The sequence below is a fragment of the Enorma phocaeensis genome (assembly GCF_900186505.1).
Taxonomy (GTDB): Bacteria; Actinomycetota; Coriobacteriia; order Coriobacteriales; family Coriobacteriaceae; genus Enorma; species Enorma phocaeensis.
In genome coordinates this window covers 1-15,185 of record NZ_LT891967.1, presented here as the reverse complement: position 1 = coordinate 15,185, position 15,185 = coordinate 1, and the positions used below count along the sequence as shown (strand labels likewise).

The 15,185-nt window shown below is 63.0% G+C and carries 11 protein-coding genes; 7 read left to right on the top strand and 4 right to left on the bottom strand.

Going from position 1 to position 15,185, the window contains the following annotated elements:
• Nucleotides 1–31: 31 nt before the first annotated feature.
• Nucleotides 32–1,174 carry a peptide chain release factor 2 gene (prfB, locus tag C1717_RS00115; RefSeq protein WP_102371195.1) on the bottom strand — a complete coding sequence of 381 codons (1,143 nt, stop codon included), beginning with the start codon at nt 1,172–1,174 and terminating at the stop codon, nt 32–34.
• Nucleotides 1,174–3,990 (bottom strand): preprotein translocase subunit SecA, encoded by a 2,817-nt coding sequence (gene secA / locus C1717_RS00110; protein WP_102371193.1) that lies wholly within the window; start codon nt 3,988–3,990, stop codon nt 1,174–1,176. Before secA ends, prfB begins: the two co-directional genes overlap by 1 nt.
• A 322-nt stretch (nt 3,991–4,312) precedes the next feature.
• Between secA and C1717_RS00105 the strand changes: the two genes are divergently transcribed.
• Nucleotides 4,313–4,933, top strand: a complete 621-nt coding sequence (locus C1717_RS00105) for a pyridoxamine 5'-phosphate oxidase family protein (RefSeq protein WP_102371192.1) — start codon at nt 4,313–4,315, stop codon at nt 4,931–4,933.
• Nucleotides 4,934–5,336: 403 nt separating this feature from the next.
• On the opposite strand, the gene rpmE is transcribed toward C1717_RS00105, so the two are convergent.
• Nucleotides 5,337–5,768 (bottom strand): 50S ribosomal protein L31, encoded by a 432-nt coding sequence (rpmE, locus tag C1717_RS00100; protein ID WP_102371190.1) that lies wholly within the window; start codon nt 5,766–5,768, stop codon nt 5,337–5,339.
• A gap of 307 nt (nt 5,769–6,075) precedes the next feature.
• Here rpmE and C1717_RS00095 point away from each other — a divergent pair, with 307 nt between their 5' ends.
• From C1717_RS00095 to C1717_RS00070, 6 genes are all read left to right on the top strand, one after another.
• Nucleotides 6,076–6,363, top strand: coding sequence for an ACT domain-containing protein (locus C1717_RS00095; protein WP_102371283.1), 288 nt, complete (start codon nt 6,076–6,078; stop codon nt 6,361–6,363).
• A 22-nt stretch (nt 6,364–6,385) separates the two neighbouring features.
• Complete coding sequence (locus C1717_RS00090; protein ID WP_245859318.1) at nt 6,386–7,210, top strand: Cof-type HAD-IIB family hydrolase; 825 nt, start codon at nt 6,386–6,388, stop codon at nt 7,208–7,210.
• 254 nt (nt 7,211–7,464) lie between these two features.
• Nucleotides 7,465–9,285, top strand: a complete 1,821-nt coding sequence (locus C1717_RS00085) for an NAD(P)-binding protein (RefSeq protein ID WP_102371188.1) — start codon at nt 7,465–7,467, stop codon at nt 9,283–9,285.
• Nucleotides 9,279–11,021, top strand: a complete 1,743-nt coding sequence (locus C1717_RS00080; RefSeq protein ID WP_102371186.1) for a [FeFe] hydrogenase, group A — start codon at nt 9,279–9,281, stop codon at nt 11,019–11,021. The genes C1717_RS00085 and C1717_RS00080 overlap by 7 nt, the downstream gene beginning before the upstream one ends.
• A 246-nt stretch (nt 11,022–11,267) precedes the next feature.
• Nucleotides 11,268–12,404 carry an ABC transporter substrate-binding protein gene (locus C1717_RS00075; RefSeq protein ID WP_245859317.1) on the top strand — a complete coding sequence of 379 codons (1,137 nt, stop codon included), beginning with the start codon at nt 11,268–11,270 and terminating at the stop codon, nt 12,402–12,404.
• A gap of 17 nt (nt 12,405–12,421) precedes the next feature.
• Nucleotides 12,422–13,966 (top strand): ATP-binding cassette domain-containing protein, encoded by a 1,545-nt coding sequence (locus C1717_RS00070; RefSeq protein ID WP_245859316.1) that lies wholly within the window; start codon nt 12,422–12,424, stop codon nt 13,964–13,966.
• Nucleotides 13,967–14,176: 210 nt separating this feature from the next.
• Here C1717_RS00070 and C1717_RS00065 read toward each other — a convergent pair whose 3' ends face one another.
• Nucleotides 14,177–14,971 (bottom strand): Cof-type HAD-IIB family hydrolase, encoded by a 795-nt coding sequence (locus C1717_RS00065; RefSeq protein ID WP_102371184.1) that lies wholly within the window; start codon nt 14,969–14,971, stop codon nt 14,177–14,179.
• Nucleotides 14,972–15,185: the final 214 nt, after the last annotated feature.

Sequence of the window (15,185 nt, the reverse complement as noted above, 5' to 3'; positions counted from 1 at the left end):
TGTCCTAATCGGAAGCGCCCGCTCATCCACTCTACTCCGCGGTCGTCTCGGCGTTGCCGGTCGCCCAGCGATGATAGCCGATGATGAACTGATCGAGGTCACCGTCCTCGAGCACCGCGTCGACGTTGCCCGTTTCCACACCCGTGCGCAGGTCCTTGACCATCTGATACGGATAGAGAACATAGCTGCGAATCTGATTGCCAAAGCCGATATCGGTTTTGGGGCCGCGGATCTCATCCAAGGCCTCCTCGCGCTTCTGGAGCTCGAGCTCGAACAGGCGCGCCTTGAGAATCTGCATGCACGCCGCCTTGTTCTGGATCTGACTGCGTTCATTTTGGCAGGTAACGACGATACCCGTAGGCAAGTGCGTCACACGGACGGCGGAGTCGGTGGTGTTCACGCCCTGACCGCCCGGACCGCTAGCATGGTAGACGTCCACCCGGATGTCATCCGGTGCGATCTCGATCTCGATATCATCGGGCAGCACCGGGATGACCTCGACGCCGGCGAAGGTCGTCTGACGGCGCTTCTTGAGGTCCGTGGGGCTGATGCGCACAAGGCGATGGACGCCGGCCTCGGCGCGGAGCATGCCGAAGGCGTCCTTGCCCTCGACGGTGAAGGTCGCGCGGTCGATGCCGATAACCTCTGCCGCAGGGCAATCGTTCACCGTCACCTTCCAGCCGCGGCGCTCACAGTACTTCATGTACATTTTGAACAGCATGAAGGTCCAGTCCTGGGCCTCAAGCCCGCCCTGACCGGGCTTGATCGTCACGATGGCGTCGCCGTGATCGAATTCCCCCGTAAACCAGCTGGAGAGCTCCATCTGGTCGATTCCCTGCTTGAGAGCGGCTACGGTCGAAGAGGCCTCTGAGAGGAACTCGGAAGTCTCGTCCGGATCGTCCATCTCGGTAGCAAGTTCGAGCGCTGCGCGCGCATCTGCCAACTGCCTCTGAGCTCGCTCAAATGCATCGACGTCATCTTTCGCCGCCGAGAGATCTGCCATGGTGGCCCGGGCTCGGTCTGCGTCATCCCAGAAACCCGGCTGGGCGCTTTGGCGCTCGAGCTCTATGATTCGCCCGCGCTTCTCATCAAGGTGGAGATAGGACTCCACCTCACCTAGACGATCAGCGAGCTTGTCGAGCACTTCGGGCGTGATGTCGCTGAAATCGGCCATTAGCGGTTCCTGCCATGACAGTTCTTGAACTTCTTGCCACTGCCACACGGGCAGGGGTCGTTGCGGCCCACGTTGGCAAACGGGTCGCCGCTCTCGGCCTTGACGTAGGTCTTGACCTTGCCTTGGGCGGGCGCGGGTGCACGACCCGCGGCGTTGGCTGCTTGCGCGGCCGCCTCGCGACGGAACGTGGAGGAGCCGGCATCGCCGTCAACCTCGGAGGGACCGGAGAAGTGGGCACCACGCAGCGGAGCGTCGTCTTCGGTGCGCTGCGTCACGCGCGGAGCCTGCTTGACCTCGATGCGCAGCACCGTGCGCAGGTAATCCTCGTACATGGTGTCGACGAGAATCTGGAACGCATGGTGCGCCTCTGCCTTGTACTCGGTGAGCGGGTCGCGCTGACCGAAACCTCGAAGGCCAATGCCCTGCTTGAGATAGTCCATCTCCTGCAGATAGCTCATCCAGCGCGTATCGATGACGCGGAGCATGACCTGGGTGTTGAGGTCGCGCATGAGCTCCTCGCCCAGACGCTCGGCCTTCTCGTCGTAGCGCTCGGTCACATAGCCGTGAACGCGCTCGACGAGCTCGTCATAGGGCGCATCCTCGAATTCGGGAGCCTCCCGGTCGCCGGTAAGCTCTACGATCCACTTATGGAGCCCCTCGAGATCGCGCTCGTCGGCATGGGAGCCCTTGGGGCAGAACTCGGCCACGCAGCGCTCGACCGTATCGGTGATTACCGTGTCGATGTGCTCGGTGAGGTCCTTGCCGTCCAAGACCTTGTTGCGCTCGGCGTAGATCTCCTTGCGCTGGGTGTTCATGACGTCGTCGTACTCGAGCACGTTCTTGCGCATGGAGAAGTTGATGCTTTCAACCTTGCGCTGGGCGCTTTCGACGGCCTTCGATATCCACTTGTGCTGGAGCGGCAGATCATCCATGTCGGCATCTCGCATGAGCCCCGAGATGCGCTCCATCTTGCCGTCACCAAACAGGCGCATGAGGTCGTCCTCAAGCGAGAGGTAGAACTGGGTCTCGCCCGGATCGCCCTGACGGCCGGAACGGCCGCGCAGCTGGTTGTCGATACGGCGGCTCTCGTGCCGCTCGGTGCCGATGACCACAAGGCCGCCGGCTTCGACGACCTGTTCATGCTCCTTGGCGCAAATCTCCTTGGCCTCGACGAGCGCGCGCTCAAGCTCTTGAGCATAGCGCTCCTCGTAGTCCTCGGACTCCGGATCGAGGCCAAGTGCGTCGACCATCTCGTGGGCGAGCTCGTCAGGATTACCGCCGAGCAAGATGTCCGTACCACGGCCGGCCATGTTCGTCGCGATGGTCACCGCGCCCAGACGACCCGCCTGCGCAACGATATGCGCCTCGCGCTCATGATACTTGGCGTTCAGGACCTCGTGCTTGATGCCGCGTTTATCGAGCAGGCGCGAGAGCTTCTCCGAGCTCTCGATGGAAACGGTGCCCACCAGGACCGGCTGGCCGGTGGCATGACGCTGCTCGACCTCGTCGGCAACGGCGCGGTACTTCGACTCGATGGTGCGATAGACCAGGTCATCATGGTCAATGCGGATAACCGGCTTGTTGGACGGTATGACCTGAACCGGCAGGTTGTAGATCTGGCGGAACTCGGCATCCTCTGTAAGGGCGGTACCTGTCATGCCCGAGAGCTTGTCGTAGAGGCGGAAGTAGTTCTGCAGCGTGATGGTGGCGAGCGTCTGGTTCTCCTCGCGCACGAGCACGCCTTCCTTGGCCTCGATGGCCTGGTGCAAGCCTTCTGAATAGCGCCTGCCCTCCATGATGCGGCCGGTGAACTCGTCGACGATCTTGACCTCGCCACCGGTGACCACGTACTGCTTGTCGCGATGGAACATGTACTGCGCCTTGAGGGCTTGCTGCAGATGGTTGACGAGGGAGCCGGACAGGTCGGCATAGATGTCGTCGATGCCGAGACGCTGCTCGATCTTTTTCAGACCGCGCTCGGTAGCTGCGATCGTGTGCTTGGCCTCGTCCATCACGAAGTCGCCGTCGGGCTCCGGCGCAGGCTCAGGCGAGAGCGGGTCGCGCACGACCTCGGGGGCGCGCTTGAGGCCGCGCACGGCGCGGGCGAAATCCTTGTAGGTGCTCGCCGACTTGGTGCCCTGGCCGGAGATGATAAGCGGCGTACGGGCCTCATCGATGAGAATCGAGTCGACCTCGTCCACGATGGCGTAGACGTGCCCTCGCTGGACGCGCTGCTCGGGGCGGACGACCATGTTGTCGCGCAGGTAGTCGAAGCCGAACTCGGAGTTGGTGCCGTAGGTGACGTCAGCAGCATAGGCGGGGCGCTTGGCATCGAGGCGCATGCCGTTCTGCAGCAGACCGACCTTCATACCCAGGAAGCGGTAGATCCGGCCCATCCACTCGGAGTCGCGCTTAGCGAGGTAATCGTTCACGGTAACGATGTGCACGCCCGTGCCAGGGATGGCATTGAGGTAGCCGGCGAGGGTGGAGACGAGCGTCTTGCCTTCACCGGTCTTCATCTCGGCGATCTGACCCTCATGGAGCGCCATGCCGCCGATGAGCTGCACGTCGAAATGGCGCAGCCCCGTCGTGCGCTTGGATGCCTCGCGCACGACGGCGAAAGCCTCGGGAAGAAGCTCGTCGAGCGTCTCCCCCGCCTCGTAGCGCTCGCGGAAAAGCTCCGTCTGCCGTGCAAGCTCGGAATCGTCCATCTTCTCGTACGTTGGCTCGAGCTCATTGATGCGCTGGACGGTCTTCTGATAGCGCTTGAGCTCCTTATCGGCGCCGACGGAAAGAAGTTTTGAGAACAGTCCCATACGATGACCCTTCTGCAATGCAAGAGGGTTCGGCCTCCGCAACGCGCCTGCTGCGCGCCAAAGCCAGATGGCCGCCCCTCCGATGGGCATACTCAGACTGCTTAACTCTAGCCGTTTTGCCGCGCCATCGACGGCAGGTTGGGCGTTCGCACGTAGAAACCATGCACGGATTCGCGCATAGCGCGCACATACGCGCAGAAACCGTGCGCGACCTCGCGATCGCACGCATATACTTGAAGGAAACGTGAAGGAAACCGTCCCGACTTGAGAGCAACCACCCGAGTATCGCAATCATTCCAGCACCCCCTTAGAAAGGATCATCATGAGGCAGATGAGGAACGAGAAGCGCAAGGTCACCGATGAAGGCGAGCTGAAAGCCATCGTGGAAGCATGCCAGACCGTGCGCCTCGGCGTCATCGATGAAGAAGGCATGTTCATCGTCCCGATGAGCTTCGGCTACGAATGGGACGCAGACGATACCGAAGCGTTTTGCTCAACTAGCGCAAACGCACCTGCGGCGTGCAGCGATGCGGAGGAGCCGGTGGCGCACCTTACCCTTTGGTTGCACTCTGCGGGCGAGGGTCGCAAGGCGGATGCGTTTCGTGCCAATGGCGCTGGCGGCGCGCCCGTGGCGATCGAAATGGACTGCGAGGACGGCGTCATCGAGGGGCCCTACGCCTGCAAGTACTCCTATGCATTCCGCAGCATCATGGGCTCTGGCCGCATCTTCGCAATCGAGAACGGCGAGGACAAGGTATACGGACTCACCAAGATCATGGAGCACCTGGCGCCTGGAGCGCCAATCGCATTCGGACCGGGGATCATCGAGCGCGTGAGCGTATGGCGCGTCGAGGTCGACCACCTTACCGGCAAGCGCCGCGAACTCAAGGTGTCCGCTCCTAACGAGCTCAAGGCGCCCGCTCCAAAAGATGGAGAGAAATAGCCAAATTAGAGCATCTCGGTGAGCTCTTTCGACTGCCTCTGCAACCGAGATGCTGCAGGATAGCCATTTTCGGGCCTTTTGCGGCCGATTCTGTCCGTTTTTCCGCATCTCGATGAAATGCGAGCCATCGAGATGCGCCGGGATAGCCATTTCCAGTTTTGTGGGCTTAGAGCGCCAAAGCGCATCGATCGAATCCCGAAAGCCGAGCTCAGCAGGAACTATCTCATCGAGCGCCCGCGGGCGATGGGAGCACAGGGCGCCGACCTCGTGCATGCCGGCCACATTCCCTGCTGCCAAGCAGACGAGGACGGCGGCAGCACCAGCTCGGCCATCCCTCGATACAAAAGAAGGGCCCCGCACCGCAATGGCGGCACGGGGCCCGAGCGTTCCGTTATTGGACGCGCTACTCGGCAGCGGTCTCCTCGGCAGCGGGAGCCTCCTCCGCTACGGCCTCAGCAGGAGCCTTGGCGGCCTCCTCCTCGGCCTTCTTGGCGGCCTCAGCCTCGAACTTAGCGGCACGCTTGGCCTTCTCGGCAGCCTTGGCCTCGCGCTCGGCGGCACGACGGGCGGCCTCCTCCTCGGCCTTCTTGGCGCGCTCGGCCTTCTTGGCAGCCTCGCGCTCGAGGGTGGCCTGAGCGGCGCCACCGAACTTATCAGCGAAGCGCTGAACGCGTCCGCCGGTATCGACGAACTTCTGCTGACCGGTGTAGAACGGATGGCACTCGTTGCAGAGCTCGACGCGAATCTCGGGGACGGTGGCACGGGTCACGAAGGTGTTGCCGCAGGAGCAACGCACCGTGCACTCCATGTACTCGGGATGGATTCCAGGTTTCATGCAGGGTCTCCTTATACTCGTGTCCTGGTTTCCGACCAGAACGTATAGGCGCCTTGGTTTCCGACCAAGGCAAAACAACTTGCTAAGAATAACACAGGGCACACGAAGACGGTCAAACTCGCAGCATCCCACAAAGGCTCCACGCGCTTGCATGCGCGAAGCAGCTCCATGTACCTGAGCCGGCGCCCGATGCGGATGAATCCTTGTTGCCGGACATCCCCTGCAAGATGTGGAGGAAGCCGTCGGCAGAATGATAGAATCGCTGCTATGGCAGGACGGTCGACTCGACCCGCGAGAAAGGCGCACGATGGCTGATACCAACTCCAACCGCATCGTCATCATCGTACTGGGTAAGAACCGCCCCGGAATCGTGGCGGACATCTCCAGGGTCCTCGGCGATGAGAACGTGGACATCCGCGAGATCACGCAGAGCATCATCGACGATATCTTCACGATGACCATGATCGCCGACATGAGCGCCTGTCCTTCGGACTTCACCACGCTGCAGGGAAAGCTTGCCGAGCAAGGCAATCGCTTGGGCATCGACGTGCGCATCCAGCGCGAAGACGTCTTCACCTACATGTATAGGCTCTAAGCGCAGGAGCTGACTTTCAGGCATGATGATCGTCTTCTCGGATCTCGATGGCACCTTCCTGACCTCGCGCAAGCAGATCCCGGCGCGCAACCTCGAAGCGCTCGGCACCTTGGCAGCCGAAGGTATACCTTTCGTCCCCTGCAGCGGTCGCGCGCTTACCGGCATCCTGCAATCCATCCTCGAACACCCCGCCACCCGCTACGCCATATCAACGAACGGCGCGGTTGTGACCGACATTAAGACCGGCAAGGCACTTCGCCGCGCGGACCTTGGCCAAGAGCGAGCCCTCGACCTTTTTGAAATCGCGCGCTGCCACGATGTGACGTTCGACATCTTCGCCAACGGGCGCATCTACACACGCCGCGATGTCTTCGATCGCTTCAATGGGTTCGTGAGCGATACCCTGCTCCTCGCTTCCATGCGTGCCATGCGCACGCCGTACGACGGCGATACCGCAGAGCTCCTGCGCACGCTCGACCATATCGAGCGCGTCTCGCTCTACTGGCGCGACCCCGCCGACCGCGATGCCCTCCTCGCGGAAATCAAACGCGTTCCCGATGTTAGCTGCGTGCGCTCCTATCCCACGAACTTCGAGATCTCCGACGCGCGCGCAACCAAGGGGGCTGCGCTCGCATGGCTCTGCAATCACCTGGGCATCCCCCTCGATGAAGCGGTCTCATTCGGAGACAACCTCAACGATGTCTCCATGATCGAGAAAGCCGGCACGGGCGTCGCCATGGAGAACGCCGAGGCCGAGATCAAAGCCATCGCAGACGCGATAACGCTTACAAACGACGAAGGCGGCGTGGGCGAGTTCATCTTGCAGCGGCTTGCTGGTAATCGCTGAACGGCTAGCGCGAGAGCGGCCTCGTCGATGTGCCTCGCGCACGCATCGCCTCACCGCGCGCGATGAGGCGATGTTCCTCCAAGATGCACCGCCTTAGGCGGCTCCCCGTCAAAACCGGTCTTTTCATGCAGCCTACCGTTCACCGGTCGTTTCCGCCCGCTTTGAGACGACGCCCCCGCTGCGCACGATAGAGTAGGTGCCCAAGCATAGCCCCAGCCCGCCTGCTGGGGCGACATGCAAAGAGAGGGGACGTTATGCTGTTTGAAAACGACAGTTCGTATGGAGCGCTCGGCGAAATGTGCGCCAACACGAGCCGCCGCTTGGGCGCGAACGCCCGTGGCACCTGCCCCGTCGACATGACGCGGGCGCTCGTGGGAGTGGCGCATGCCCAGAGCTGCGGGAAGTGCACTCCATGCCGCGTGGGGCTTGGCGCCATGACCGACATGCTCGAGCAGATCATCGGCGGCACGGCAGAGGCGGGCACCATCGAGCGCTTGGAAGACCTCGCTGAGCAGATTCGCGTGAGCTCCGACTGCGCGGTGGGCTACCAAGCAGCCGAGCAAGTGCTCATGTCCATCAAGGCCTTCCGCGACGACTTCGAGTACCATGCCGAGACCGGCGGCTGCCTGCGCAGCTCGAGCCAGGGCGTGCCCTGCGTGGTGAGCTGTCCGGCTCATGTGGACATCCCGGGGTACATCGCCCTTACGGCTGCCGGCCGGTATGAGGAGGCTGTCGAGCTCATCCGCAAGGACAACCCATTCCCTTCAGCCTGCGCCTACGTGTGCGAGCATCCCTGCGAGGAGACCTGCCGGCGCACCATGGTGGACGACGCCGTGAACATCCGCGGCATCAAGCGCTATGCGGTGGACCATGCCGCGGCGCCGCGCTCCTGCGACCGCGGCCCTGCCACCGGAAAGCGCGTGGCGATCGTAGGCGCCGGCCCCTCCGGCCTTACCTGCGGATACTTCCTCGCGCGCATGGGACACGAGGTCGTCGCCTTCGAGCAGCGCGAGAAAGCCGGCGGCATGCTGCGCTACGGCATCCCCAACTATCGTCTGCCGAAGACCATCTTGGATGACGAGATCGCCTCCATCGAGGCAGCCGGCGTCGAGATCCGCTGCGGCGTTACCGTAGGAACGGACGTGACCCTTGAGGAGCTTCAGCGCGATTTCGATGTGGTATACATCGCCATGGGAGCCCACGGCGACAAGAAGCTCCGCATGCCCGGCGAGGACGCCGAGGGCGTCGTACCCGCAGTGAAGATGCTGCGCGAGATCGGTTTGGGGCATACGCCCGACTACACCGGCCTCGATGTTTGCGTGGTGGGCGGCGGCAACGTCGCCATGGATGCCGCCCGCTCCGCAGTGCGCTGCGGTGCCAAGAGCGTAACCGTAGTCTATCGCCGCCGCACCGCCGACATGACGGCGCTCCCCGAGGAAATCGAAGGCACCATCGCCGACGGCTGCGAGATCGCCGACCTCATGGCGCCGCTCGAGATCCTTACCGATGAACAGGGCCATGTATGCGCGCTCAAAGCGCAGCCGCAGATCATCGGCCCCGTCAAGCGCGGGCGCCCAGCGCCCATCGAGGCTGAGCGCGAGCCGCATGAGTACCCATGCCAGGTTGTCATCGTGGCCATTGGCCAAGACATCCAGTCCGACTACTTCGCTGAAAAGGGTCTGCCCACCAGCTGGAAGCAGTTCGACGTCGACGAGAACCTCGCCGTTCCCGAGCACCCCGGCATCTTTAGCGGCGGCGACTGCATGCGCGGGCCCGCGACCGTGATCCTCGCCATCGCCGACGGCAAGAAGGCCGCCCGCTCGATCGACACCTATCTGGGATTCCATCACGCCGTATCCGTGGACATCACCCTGCCCACGCCACGTCTCGACGACCGCGTACCCTGCGGTCGCTCCGTGCTGGGCGAACGAGCAGCCGAGGAGCGCGTGCGCGACTTCGATCTGGTTGAGTACGGCCTCTCCGAACAGGAGATTCGCCAAGAGACGCTCAGATGCCTCAACTGCGACCACTTCGGCTGCGGCATTCTGCATGAGGAAGGACGTATGTCATGGTAACCATAACGATTGACGGCACGTCCTTCGAGGCGTGCGAGAACGCGACCATACTCGAGGTCGCCCGCGAGCATCGCATCGAGATTCCCACCCTGTGCTACTTGCGCGACATCAACGAGATCGGCGCCTGCCGCGTGTGCCTCGTCGAGGTCGAGGGCATCGACCACCTGGTCGCCGCCTGCAACAACAAGGTCGCAGACGGCATGGTCATCCACACCGACACACCGCGCGTGCGTAGGGCCCGCGCTGCGAACCTGCAGCTCATCCTCTCGCGACACGACCGTCGCTGCCCGACGTGCTTCCGCAACGGAACCTGCCAGCTGCAGGCGCTCGCCGACCGCATGAACGTCCACGAGGTTCCGTACACCACGTTCTTCGAGACCAAGCCCATCGATGCGCGCTTCCCACTCGTCCGCGAACCCGAGAAGTGCGTGAATTGCCTGCGCTGCGTCTCAACCTGTCAGAAGGTGCAGGCTCTCGGCGTATGGGACCTCGTTGATTCCGGTAGCCGCGCTCATGTTGATGCCATCGCCGAGGACGAGTGCGCCTACTGCGGCCAGTGCATCGCGAACTGCCCCACCGGCGCCCTGCACGAGCGCGATGACACCGATAAGGTGTTCGCCGCCATCAACGACCCCGATAAAATCGTTATCGCGCAGGTTGCCCCGGCGGTGCGCGCCTCATGGGCCGAGTACCTCGACCTCAACGGCAAGCGCGCCACAACCGGGCGCATGGTCGCTGCCATCCGCCGCCTCGGCTTCGACTATGTCTTCGACACCGACTTCGCCGCCGACGTCACCATCATGGAGGAGGGCAGCGAGCTCGTCGAGCACCTCAAGGAAGGTGTCGAGGGCCCCATGTTCACCTCCTGCTGCCCCGGCTGGGTCCGCTTCGTAAAGGCCCGCTATCCCAAGCTCGCCAAGAAGCTCTCCAGCACCAAATCCCCGCAGCAGATCTTTGGCGCGCTCGCGAAGACCTACTATGCCCAGCTGCTCGGCATCGACCCTGCACGCATCTACGTCGTCTCGTACATGCCGTGCGTCGCCAAGAAGATGGAAGCGGCCTACCCCGGCATGGACTCCACCGGCACCGGCCCCGATGTCGACGCCGCCCTCACCGTGCGCGAGCTCACGCGCCAGCTGCGCGCTCGTTTCGTGAACGTCGATTTGCTCGATGAGGAGGAGTTCGACACCCCGCTCGGCATCGCAACAGGTGCCGGGCACATCTTCGGCGTCACCGGAGGCGTCATGGAGGCCGCCCTGCGCTCAGCGTACTACCTGGTCACCGGAACGAACCCCGACGCGGATGCCTTCCGCGAGATCCGTTACGAGGGCCCGGAGCGCGGCTGGCGCGAGTGCGAGTTCGACCTCGACGGAAAGACCCTGCGCATCGCGGTGGCGAGCGGACTCAAAAACGCAGACGACCTCTGCCGAGCCATCGAGCGCGGCGAGGCTTCCTACGACTTCGTCGAGATCATGGCCTGCCCGGGCGGCTGCGTGGGCGGCGGCGGACAGCCCATCATCGAGGGCTTCAACCTCTCCGCCGATCGCGGCTGCACGCTGCGCATCATCGACGAGGAGAGCCCGCTGCGATTCAGCCATGAGAACCCGGCAGTACAGGCCTGCTACCAGGATTTCCTGGGTGCTCCGCTCTCCGAGAAAGCCGAGCATCTGCTCCACTCCAACCATGCAGACTGGTCGATGCCCTACCGCGTGACCGCGGACGGCGCGCCTGCATGATACATGTCTACGCCGGCGCCTGCCCATCGCCCCTCGCAGGCGCCGGCGGCGTTATCCGCGCACGCACATGAGCACAACCACATGAGTTGCGACAGCAGCTAATCCATACCGCATGATTGCCCGTACCGCAAGGTTCTCGCTGTAGCGCGCTTGAGCACGTTGCCGCAACTGTTCTCTGTTCGGATTAATCGGGACATTGTCCTATACTGAGCGGTGCGTTTACCCATCACGTGGATAGGACCTGTCATGGATAGCATGCTCAGTACTTCAGTTGTAACGCGCCGCGGCCTGCTTGCTGCGGGCGCCGCCGTCGCGGGACTCGGTCTTACCGCCTGCGCGGGCGGCACGGGAGCAGGCAGCGCTACCGGGAGCTCTGCCGGAAGCGCGGCTACCGGGAACGCAGCGGTAACCACCATGCGCGTCGGCGCGCTCCAGGGCCCCACCGGCATGGGGCTCGTCGGCCTCATGGACAACACCGGAGCGGTCGAGGACCTTGCCGAGACGAACGGGACCGAGCTTGCCGAGGATTCCCCCGTGGGCACGAATCCTGCCGACATCGACGCCCTTGCCAACAGCTACGAGTTCACGCTCGCCGGATCTGCCGATGAGCTCGCCCCGCAGCTCATCCAAGGAGACCTTGACGTGCTCTGCGTGCCTGCCAACCTTGCAGCGACGCTCTACCAGCGCACCGAGGGCGCTCTCACGGTGCTTTGCGTAAACACGCTCGGCGTGCTCGACATCGTCGAAGCAGGCGACACCGTGCACGAGATCGGCGACCTTGCTGGTCGCACCATCTACTCCGCCGGGCGAGGCTCCACCCCGCAGTACGCCCTTGAGTACCTGTTGCGGGCAAACGGCGTCGACCCTGAAACCGACGTCACGATCCAGTGGGCGAGCGAGCATGCCGAGTGCCTCTCCGCGCTCCAAGCGGACCCGAGCATCGTGTGCATGCTTCCGCAGCCTTTCGCCACAAGCGCCCTAACGCAGGTAGATGGCGCGCGGATCGCGCTCGACCTCACCGAGGTTTGGAACGAGACCGCCGAGGCGACCGGCGAGAGCTCGCAGCTCATCACCGGCGTCGCCGTGGCTCGTCGCGAGTTCGTGGACGAGTTCCCCGCCACGGTTGCCGAGTTCCTCGACGCCTACGCTGCCTCCGTCGACTTCGTGAACAGCTATCCCGCCGCCGCAGCCCAGCTTATCGAGGCAGCAGGCATCATCGCCGCGCCTATCGCGGAAAAGGCGATCCCCTATTGCAACATCGTCTGCATGACGGGCTCCGACATGCGCGGCGCGCTCGAGGGCTATCTCCAGACGCTCTTCGACGCCGATGCGGAATCCGTCGGCGGCTCGATGCCCGCGGACGATTTCTATTACGAGGCGTAAGCGGGACGGAGCCCGGCGTGGCAAGGAGCAGGTCAAGCAAGGGGAATACCGCGCATCTGGGAACCGGAGCGCCCGCGGCACGAGGGGCATCTGGCCTCGCGCCGTGGGCGGTCATCGCATGGCTCTTGATATGGCAGATCGCATCGATAGCATGGGGAAGCCCCCTCCTGCTCCCCGGCCCCATCGATGTGGCCGCGCGCCTCATCGCCCTTGCACCCGATCCGGCATTCTGGCAGCGCGTCCTTTTCACGCTCAGCCGCATCGCAGGGGGCTATCTTCTGGCTGCTGCGATAGGAATTGCCGCTGCACTTGGAGCGGCGCGCTGGCGTACGGCAGAGGAACTGTTCGCCCCGCTCGTGGCGCTCACGAAAAGCGTGCCCGTCGCTTCGATCACGGTGCTCGCTCTCGTATGGCTGCGCGCCGCGAATTTAGCCGTGTTCGTCGTCTTCCTTGTCGTATTGCCCTTGGTGTACGCGAACACGCTCGCAGGATTGCGAGCAGCCGACCCCGCGCTCGATGAGGCAGCCAAGCTGTTCTCGATCAACGGAGCTCGACGCCTGCGGTTCCTCGTCATGCCCCGCCTCTATCCTTACCTGGAAACGGCGCTCGGCACAGCACTCGGCATGGCTTGGAAGGCAGGTGTCGCTGCCGAGGTCATCGGCATCCCCACCGGTTCGCTCGGTGAGGCCGTCTACGATGCAAAGGTCTACTTCGATACCCCCGGCCTCTTCGCCGTCACGCTCGCAATCGTCATCGCCAGCGCGGCGACGACCGGCATCGTGAAAGCAGCGCTCCGCGCACTCGAGCCCATCGCCTGTGGCGCTGCGGGACATGCGAAGACCTTTGATGCAATCCACTCGAAAGCAACCGAGCGCGCCGCCCGCGCCAAAGGATCCGGAGTTGCCGCGCGCAACTTGATGCGCACCGCCTCGACGATTCATCTCACCGGCATCACGAAGGCTTTTGCTGGCCTCAGCGTACTCGATGGCATCACATTCGATGCGCACCCCGGCACCCCCGTGTGCCTCATGGCGCCCTCGGGATCAGGCAAAACGACACTGTTGCGCATCGCAGCGGGCTTGAGCGACGCCGACGCCGGCTCCTTGATTTGGGGAGATGCGGCAGACCGAGACGCACCGGGTAGGGTCTCGATGGTATTCCAAGACGACCGCCTCGCCGACCAGGCAAGCATCCTTGCCAACGTACGCCTGCCACTCGAAGCCGACAGCACCGCCTGGCACGATGCTCCCGCACTGCTTAACGCCCTCGGCCTAGGCGAGCACCTGCTCTCCCCCGTCGGCACGTGCTCGGGCGGCGAGCGTCGACGCATCGCCCTTGCGCGGGCGCTCCTCGCCGATCACGACCTCCTGTTGCTCGACGAGCCCTTCGCCGGGCTGGACGACGCAACCCATAAGCAGGTAGCAGCACTCGTAGCGGCGCATGAGCGCTCAACCGTCGTTATCGTGGCAACACATGACCGGCGTGACGCGGACCTGCTCGGCGCACGGGCTATCTCGCTTGCCCGCAAGGAAGCCTCTTCCAATGGGGCGCTTCTCCCATAGCGCGATAAAATGTGCGCTTTTTTCTTATTTATCGTAATTATTCTTCAGTTATTCATATTATTTTGCATAAGTATTACGATATGCTCTATATAGAGAGCACCTGATCCACCCATTTTTTCAACGAATGGCCAGCCGGCATCCATTGATCGAAAACATGAGCATCAAGATCTTGGCAAGCAAGCGATACGGGTTCGCTCTGACACCGAGCCGCTATCCCAACGATTCCAGCACCGTGCGCATCTCAGCTTGGACGGCGTGATCGCGGTTGCATCCCACCACGCGGTTCGCCACCGCCTTGAGCGCGGGACGCGCGTTGGCCATGGCGCATCCGCACCCCACGAAGCGGATGATCTCGTAGTCGTTCATCGAGTCACCGAAGGCCATGACCTCATCGGGCTTGAGCCCATAGCGGTTCATGACCTGCTCGATGCCCGTCGCCTTGGAGACGCCGCGCTGCATGGGATCCACCCACGCGTTACCCGAAGGCGCGAAAACGAATTCGTCGCCCAGCTCGCGCGAGAGCGCGTAGGCGTAATCCATCACGTGACCATCGTCGCAGAAAATCGATGCCTTAAGGATGTTCACATCCGGCGTAGGTAGGTACCAGATGCGCTCGGCATTGGGCAGGTCCTTGTCCACCTCGCGCACGAACTTGTCCTCATCGTCCAAAAGGAACGACTTGGTGCGGTCGAACAGGACCAGATGCAGGTGCTCGAACATGCCGACGGTCTTAGCGAGCCGCCTGATGGCAAGGTGCGAAAAGACCTCGCGATCGATGAGCTCACCGGACGCCATCACCTGAGAACCATTGGCGGCGACGAAATCCATCTCGTCTACAACCGGAGCGAAGAACTCGCAGAGCTTGTCGAGGCGGCGACCCGAAGAGGCGGCGAAGTGCACGCCTTTAGAGCGAAGCGCGCGAATGAGGTCGTAGGTCTCAGGCGGCACCTGGCCGTTCTCATCGAGCAGCGTGCCGTCCATGTCCGATGCAATGAGCTTGATCATGTACGAATCCTTTCCATCTCGCTCGCGCCGACGCGACGAGCGCACCTGCGGGTCAAATCGAGCCTAGGGGAGCTTGCCGCGAAGCAGCCCATTACAGTTTGAGAAGTAGTTAGCCCAATCGCTTAAGCCATCCGCTTAGACGGTCGGACTACGATTGACATATGTCCCGAGGGACTGCCGATCGGGCGCCCGCGGACGGCCTTATGCCCCTGCC

What these genes read in the sequence shown, in the direction of transcription:
- C1717_RS00095 (WP_102371283.1), top strand. Translation starts at nt 6,076, where the DNA reads ATGGCTGATACCAACTCCAACCGCATCGTCATCATCGTACTGGGTAAG.
- rpmE (WP_102371190.1), bottom strand. Translation starts at nt 5,768, where the DNA reads ATGAAACCTGGAATCCATCCCGAGTACATGGAGTGCACGGTGCGTTGC.
- secA (WP_102371193.1), bottom strand. Translation starts at nt 3,990, where the DNA reads ATGGGACTGTTCTCAAAACTTCTTTCCGTCGGCGCCGATAAGGAGCTC.
- C1717_RS00090 (WP_245859318.1), top strand. Translation starts at nt 6,386, where the DNA reads ATGATGATCGTCTTCTCGGATCTCGATGGCACCTTCCTGACCTCGCGC.
- C1717_RS00065 (WP_102371184.1), bottom strand. Translation starts at nt 14,971, where the DNA reads ATGATCAAGCTCATTGCATCGGACATGGACGGCACGCTGCTCGATGAG.
- prfB (WP_102371195.1), bottom strand. Translation starts at nt 1,174, where the DNA reads ATGGCCGATTTCAGCGACATCACGCCCGAAGTGCTCGACAAGCTCGCT.
- C1717_RS00080 (WP_102371186.1), top strand. Translation starts at nt 9,279, where the DNA reads ATGGTAACCATAACGATTGACGGCACGTCCTTCGAGGCGTGCGAGAAC.
- C1717_RS00075 (WP_245859317.1), top strand. Translation starts at nt 11,268, where the DNA reads ATGGATAGCATGCTCAGTACTTCAGTTGTAACGCGCCGCGGCCTGCTT.
- C1717_RS00105 (WP_102371192.1), top strand. Translation starts at nt 4,313, where the DNA reads ATGAGGCAGATGAGGAACGAGAAGCGCAAGGTCACCGATGAAGGCGAG.
- C1717_RS00085 (WP_102371188.1), top strand. Translation starts at nt 7,465, where the DNA reads ATGCTGTTTGAAAACGACAGTTCGTATGGAGCGCTCGGCGAAATGTGC.